Source organism: Pseudomonas frederiksbergensis, from assembly GCF_017114915.1.
GTDB lineage: Bacteria > Pseudomonadota > Gammaproteobacteria > Pseudomonadales > Pseudomonadaceae > Aquipseudomonas > Aquipseudomonas frederiksbergensis_I.
In genome coordinates this window covers 1-6179 of sequence record NZ_JAAUOE010000081.1, presented here as the reverse complement: position 1 = coordinate 6179, position 6179 = coordinate 1, and the positions used below count along the sequence as shown (strand labels likewise).

The window sequence follows — 6179 nt, the reverse complement described above, 5'->3', positions numbered from 1 at the left end:
GTGCTGCCACCGACGAAGTGAAAGAGATCGAAAGTCAGTATGCCTCCGGCCTGGTAACCCAGGGCGAGAAGTACAACAAAGTGATCGACCTCTGGTCCAAGGCGAACGACGAAGTTTCCAAGGCGATGATGGCCAACCTCTCGAAAGAGAAAGTCATCGACCGTCATGGCGTCGAAGTCGACCAGGAATCGTTCAACTCGATGTACATGATGGCCGACTCGGGCGCACGGGGTTCTGCTGCGCAGATCCGTCAGCTCGCCGGTATGCGTGGCCTGATGGCCAAGCCGGACGGTTCCATCATCGAAACGCCGATTACTGCGAACTTCCGTGAAGGTTTGAGCGTACTTCAGTACTTCATCTCTACTCACGGTGCTCGTAAAGGTCTGGCGGATACCGCGTTGAAAACGGCGAACTCCGGTTACCTGACTCGTCGTCTGGTAGACGTGGCGCAGGATCTGGTTGTGACCGAGATCGATTGCGGCACCGAGCATGGCCTGGTAATGACTCCGCACATTGAAGGCGGTGACGTTGTCGAGCCGTTGGGTGAGCGCGTATTGGGTCGTGTCATTGCCCGCGACGTATTCAAGCCAGGTACCGAGGAAGTTATCGTTCCTGCCGGCACTCTGGTAGACGAGAAGTGGGTTGAGTTCATCGAGCTGAACAGCATCGACGAAGTGATCGTGCGTTCGCCGATCAGCTGCGAAACCCGCTACGGCATTTGCGCCAAGTGCTACGGCCGTGACTTGGCTCGTGGTCACCAGGTGAACATCGGTGAAGCGGTCGGCGTTATCGCTGCCCAGTCCATCGGTGAGCCGGGTACCCAGCTGACCATGCGTACGTTCCACATCGGTGGTGCGGCAAGCCGGACCTCCGCAGCCGACAGCGTTCAGGTGAAGAATGGCGGTACCGTCCGTCTGCATAACCTGAAGCACGTTGAGCGAGTGGACGGTTGCCTGGTTGCTGTGTCCCGTTCCGGTGAGCTGGCAATCGCTGATGACTTCGGTCGTGAGCGTGAGCGCTACAAGCTGCCGTACGGTGCTGTGATTTCGGTTAAAGAAGGTGACAAGGTCGACGCTGGCGCAATCGTGGCCAAGTGGGATCCGCACACTCACCCAATCGTTACCGAAATGAAAGGTACCGTGACCTACGTGGGCATGGAAGAAGGCATCACGATCAAGCGTCAGACTGACGAATTGACCGGTATGACCAACATTGAAGTACTCGACGCCAAAGACCGTCCAGCTGCCGGTAAAGATATCCGTCCTGCTGTGAAGATGGTTGATGACAGCGGCAAGGATCTCCTGCTGCCAGGTACCGACGTAATTGCTCAGTACTTCCTGCCTGCAAACGCCCTGGTCGGTGTAGCGGACGGTGCGAAAATCGCGATCGGTGATGTTATCGCTCGTATTCCGCAAGAGACTTCGAAGACCCGTGACATCACCGGTGGTCTGCCGCGTGTTGCCGACTTGTTCGAAGCCCGTCGTCCGAAAGAAGCCTCGATTCTGGCTGAAGTCAGCGGCACCATCGCGTTCGGTAAAGAGACCAAGGGCAAGCGCCGTCTGGTTATCACCCCGAACGACGGTAGCGATCCGTACGAAGAGCTGATTCCGAAGTGGCGTCACCTGAACGTCTTCGAAGGCGAACAGGTTAACCGCGGCGAAGTTATCTCCGACGGTCCGAGCGATCCACACGACATCCTGCGTCTGTTGGGTGTGAGTGCGCTGGCCAAGTACATCGTGAACGAGATCCAGGACGTTTATCGTCTGCAAGGCGTGAAGATCAACGATAAGCACATCGAGACCATCCTGCGTCAGATGCTGCGTAAAGTTGAGATCGCTGAATCCGGCGATTCCAGTTTCATCAAGGGCGACCAGATGGAATTGACTCACGTGCTGGTAGAGAACGAGCGTCTGAGCAATGAAGACAAATTTGTCTCCAAGTTCACTCGCGTTCTGCTGGGTATCACCAAGGCGTCGTTGTCCACCGAATCGTTCATCTCGGCGGCTTCCTTCCAGGAAACCACTCGCGTACTGACCGAAGCGGCGGTAACCGGCAAGCGCGATTACCTGCGCGGCCTGAAAGAAAACGTAGTCGTGGGTCGTCTGATCCCGGCCGGTACCGGTCTGGCTTATCACAGCGAGCGCAAGCGCCGCCGTGATGCTGACAAGCCGTTGCGCGTAAGCGCCAGTGAAGTGGAAGCTGCACTGACCGAAGCGCTGAACTCGAGCGGTAACTGAGTTCTGCGGTAAATGAGTGCGGGCCCTGATCGCTCCGTTCATCGAATCGAGACAATTTGTCGAGGTTGGATGAGCGGGGAGGTCGGGGCCTTGCCTTGACTGGGGGCAAGATCCTCTTTAGACTCTTGTACCCCTAAATTTGGCGGGAATTCGTTCCTGCCATTTTGCTTTTCTTGCAAGACAATAGCGTCGCAAGACAACAGTGGAGCTAGTAGATGGCAACTATCAACCAGCTGGTACGTCAGCCGCGTAAGCGTATCGTCGAGAAATCCGACGTGCCTGCGCTGCAGAACTGCCCGCAACGTCGTGGCGTATGCACCCGTGTGTATACCACTACGCCGAAAAAACCTAACTCGGCACTGCGTAAAGTATGCCGTGTGCGTCTGACCAACGGTTTCGAGGTTTCCTCGTACATCGGTGGTGAAGGCCACAACCTGCAAGAGCACAGCGTGGTACTGATCCGCGGCGGTCGTGTAAAAGACTTGCCAGGTGTTCGTTACCACACCGTTCGCGGCTCTTTGGATACTTCCGGCGTTAAAGGTCGTAACCAAGGTCGTTCGAAGTACGGTACCAAGCGTCCGAAGTAATGGTCGCTTGCAGCAAAAAACCGATTTCTATTTTTCTGAGTCGATAAGAGTAAGGTCGGAGGCGTCCCGAAAGGGCACCGATTCCGAGCGAACCTGAAGACCGTTTGAGGGCTTATCCATGCCAAGAAGACGCGTAGCAGCCAAGCGCGAAGTGCTTGACGATCCAAAATACGGAAGCCAAATCCTGGCCAAGTTCATGAACCACGTAATGGAAAGCGGCAAGAAAGCCGTTGCCGAGCGTATCGTTTATGGCGCGCTGGAAAAGGTTAAAGAACGCAAGAACAGCGACCCCCTGGAAATCTTCGAGAAAGCTCTCGACGCCATCGCTCCGCTGGTCGAAGTAAAGTCGCGCCGTGTAGGCGGTGCTACTTACCAGGTTCCGGTCGAAGTTCGTCCGTCCCGTCGTAACGCTCTGGCAATGCGCTGGTTGGTAGACTTCGCCCGTAAGCGCGGCGAGAAGTCTATGGCTCTGCGTTTGGCTGGCGAACTGTTGGACGCTGCTGAAGGTAAAGGTGCTGCTGTTAAGAAGCGTGAAGACGTGCACCGTATGGCTGAAGCCAACAAGGCTTTCTCGCACTACCGCTTCTAATTTTAGCTTCACTAATTTTGCGAGGGCTTTATGGCTCGTACTACTCCGATTAGCCGCTACCGTAACATCGGTATCGTCGCTCACGTGGATGCTGGTAAAACCACCACCACCGAGCGCGTCCTTTTTTACACTGGCAAAAGTCACAAAATGGGCGAGGTGCATGATGGCGCCGCGACCACAGACTGGATGGTGCAGGAGCAGGAGCGTGGTATTACCATTACTTCTGCTGCGATCACCGCCTTCTGGAAGGGTTCTGAGAAGCAGTACTCGCACGAACACCGTTTCAACGTTATCGATACCCCGGGCCACGTAGACTTCACTATTGAAGTTGAGCGCTCCCTGCGCGTACTCGACGGCGCTGTCGTTGTGTTTTGCGGTACTTCGGGTGTTGAGCCTCAGTCGGAAACCGTATGGCGTCAGGCCAACAAGTACGGCGTTCCACGTCTTGTTTACGTAAACAAGATGGACCGTGCTGGCGCTAACTTCCTGCGCGTGATCGGTCAGATCAAGCAGCGTCTGGGTCACACTCCGGTGCCAATCCAGTTGGCTATCGGCTCTGAAGACAACTTCCAGGGTCAGATCGATCTGATCAACATGCAAGCTGTCTACTGGAATGACTCCGACAAGGGTATGGTCCCTGTTCGCAAGGACATTCCTGCCGAGCTGCAAGAGCTGGCTGAAGAGTGGCGCAGCAACATGGTCGAGGCTGCGGCCGAAGCCAACGAAGAGCTGATGAACAAGTATCTCGAAGGGGAAGAGCTCTCCATCGAGGAAATCAAGGCCGCTCTGCGTCAGCGTACTATCGCTGGTGAGATCGTTCTGGCTGTTTGCGGTTCTTCTTTCAAGAACAAGGGCGTTCCCCTGGTTCTCGACGCCGTTATCGACTTCCTGCCTGCTCCAACCGACATTCCTGCTATCAAGGGTTCCAACCCGGATAACGAGGAAGAGGAAATGGAGCGTCATGCAAGCGACGACGAGCCTTTCGCGGCTCTGGCGTTCAAGATCGCTACCGACCCATTCGTGGGTACCTTGACCTTTGTTCGGGTTTACTCGGGCGTGTTGGCCTCCGGCGACGGCGTGATCAACTCGGTAAAAGGCAAGAAAGAGCGTGTGGGTCGTATGGTGCAAATGCACGCAAACGCCCGTGAAGAAATCAAGGAAGTGCGCGCTGGCGACATCGCGGCCTTGATCGGCATGAAGGACGTCACCACTGGTGAAACCTTGTGCAACGCTGACAAGCCAATCATCCTGGTTCGCATGGACTTCCCGGAGCCGGTTATTTCGGTTGCCGTAGAGCCTAAGACCAAGGACGACCAGGAAAAAATGGGTATCGCTTTGGGCAAACTTGCTCAGGAAGACCCGTCTTTCCGCGTCAAGACTGATGAAGAGACTGGTCAAACGATCATCTCCGGCATGGGCGAGCTGCACCTGGACATCCTGGTTGACCGGATGCGCCGTGAGTTCAACGTCGAAGCCAACATCGGTAAGCCTCAGGTTTCCTATCGTGAGCGCATCACGAAGAATTGTGAGATCGAAGGCAAGTTCGTTCGCCAGTCCGGCGGTCGTGGCCAGTTCGGCCATTGCTGGATCCGTTTTGCTCCTGCTGACGAAGGTCAGGAAGGTCTGCAATTCCTGAACGAAGTAGTAGGTGGTGTGGTTCCTAAGGAATACATCCCGGCTATCCAGAAGGGTATCGAAGAGCAGATGAAGAACGGCGTCGTTGCCGGCTATCCGCTGATCGGCCTGAAGGCTACCGTGTTTGATGGTTCCTACCACGACGTCGACTCGAACGAGATGGCGTTTAAGGTGGCTGCTTCCATGGCAACCAAGCAACTGGCCCAGAAGGGTGGTGGTGAGTTGCTTGAGCCGATCATGGCGGTAGAGGTTGTTACGCCAGAAGACTATATGGGTGATGTGATGGGCGACCTTAACCGTCGCCGCGGCATGATCCTGGGTATGGAAGATACGGTTTCCGGCAAGGTGATTCGTGCCGAGGTTCCGTTGGGTGAAATGTTCGGTTATGCAACCGACGTTCGTTCCATGTCCCAAGGTCGCGCAAGCTACTCTATGGAATTCAAAAAATACAATACAGCTCCGTCGCATATCGTCGAAACTGTGACCAAAAAACAAGGCTGATTCAGCCCCTTTAGGCTAGGAGTTAATTGTCGTGGCTAAAGAAAAATTTGAACGTAACAAACCGCACGTCAACGTTGGCACCATCGGTCACGTTGACCACGGTAAAACCACTCTGACCGCTGCTCTGACCCGTGTCTGCTCCGAAGTTTTCGGTTCGGCCAAGGTTGACTTCGACAAGATCGACAGCGCCCCAGAAGAAAAAGCTCGTGGTATCACCATCAACACCGCTCACGTTGAATACGATTCGGCCGTGCGTCACTACGCACACGTTGACTGCCCAGGTCACGCCGACTACGTAAAAAACATGATCACCGGTGCTGCGCAGATGGATGGCGCGATCCTGGTTTGCTCGGCCGCTGATGGTCCGATGCCACAGACTCGTGAGCACATCCTGCTGTCCCGTCAGGTAGGCGTTCCGTACATCGTTGTCTTCCTGAACAAGGCTGACATGGTAGACGACGCTGAGCTGCTGGAACTGGTTGAGATGGAAGTGCGCGATCTGCTGAGCACTTACGACTTCCCGGGCGACGACACTCCGATCATCATCGGTTCGGCGCTGATGGCTCTGAACGGTCAAGACGACAACGAGATGGGCACCACTGCCGTCAAGAAGTTGGTTGAGACTCTGGA

5 protein-coding genes are annotated in these 6179 nt (G+C 55.3%); all 5 read left to right on the top strand.

Going from position 1 to position 6179, the window contains the following annotated elements; translation table 11 throughout:
• The coding region (locus tag HCU66_RS26545) for a DNA-directed RNA polymerase subunit beta' (RefSeq protein ID WP_479561819.1) at positions 1–2237 on the top strand (2237 nt) is incomplete at its 5' end.
• Between the two features lie 215 nt (positions 2238–2452).
• Positions 2453–2824 carry a 30S ribosomal protein S12 gene (rpsL, locus tag HCU66_RS26540; protein WP_003186084.1) on the top strand — a complete coding sequence of 124 codons (372 nt, stop codon included), beginning with the start codon at positions 2453–2455 and terminating at the stop codon, positions 2822–2824.
• A gap of 118 nt (positions 2825–2942) precedes the next feature.
• Entirely contained in the window at positions 2943–3413 is a 471-nt protein-coding gene (gene rpsG / locus HCU66_RS26535) for a 30S ribosomal protein S7 (RefSeq protein WP_002555493.1), read from the top strand.
• Positions 3414–3443: 30 nt separating this feature from the next.
• On the top strand, positions 3444–5549 hold the full coding sequence (fusA, locus tag HCU66_RS26530; protein ID WP_205891336.1) for an elongation factor G: 2106 nt from the start codon (positions 3444–3446) through the stop codon (positions 5547–5549).
• Positions 5550–5580: 31 nt separating this feature from the next.
• Positions 5581–6179: GTP-binding protein (locus HCU66_RS26525; RefSeq protein WP_205891335.1), on the top strand; the 599-nt coding region annotated here is incomplete at its 3' end.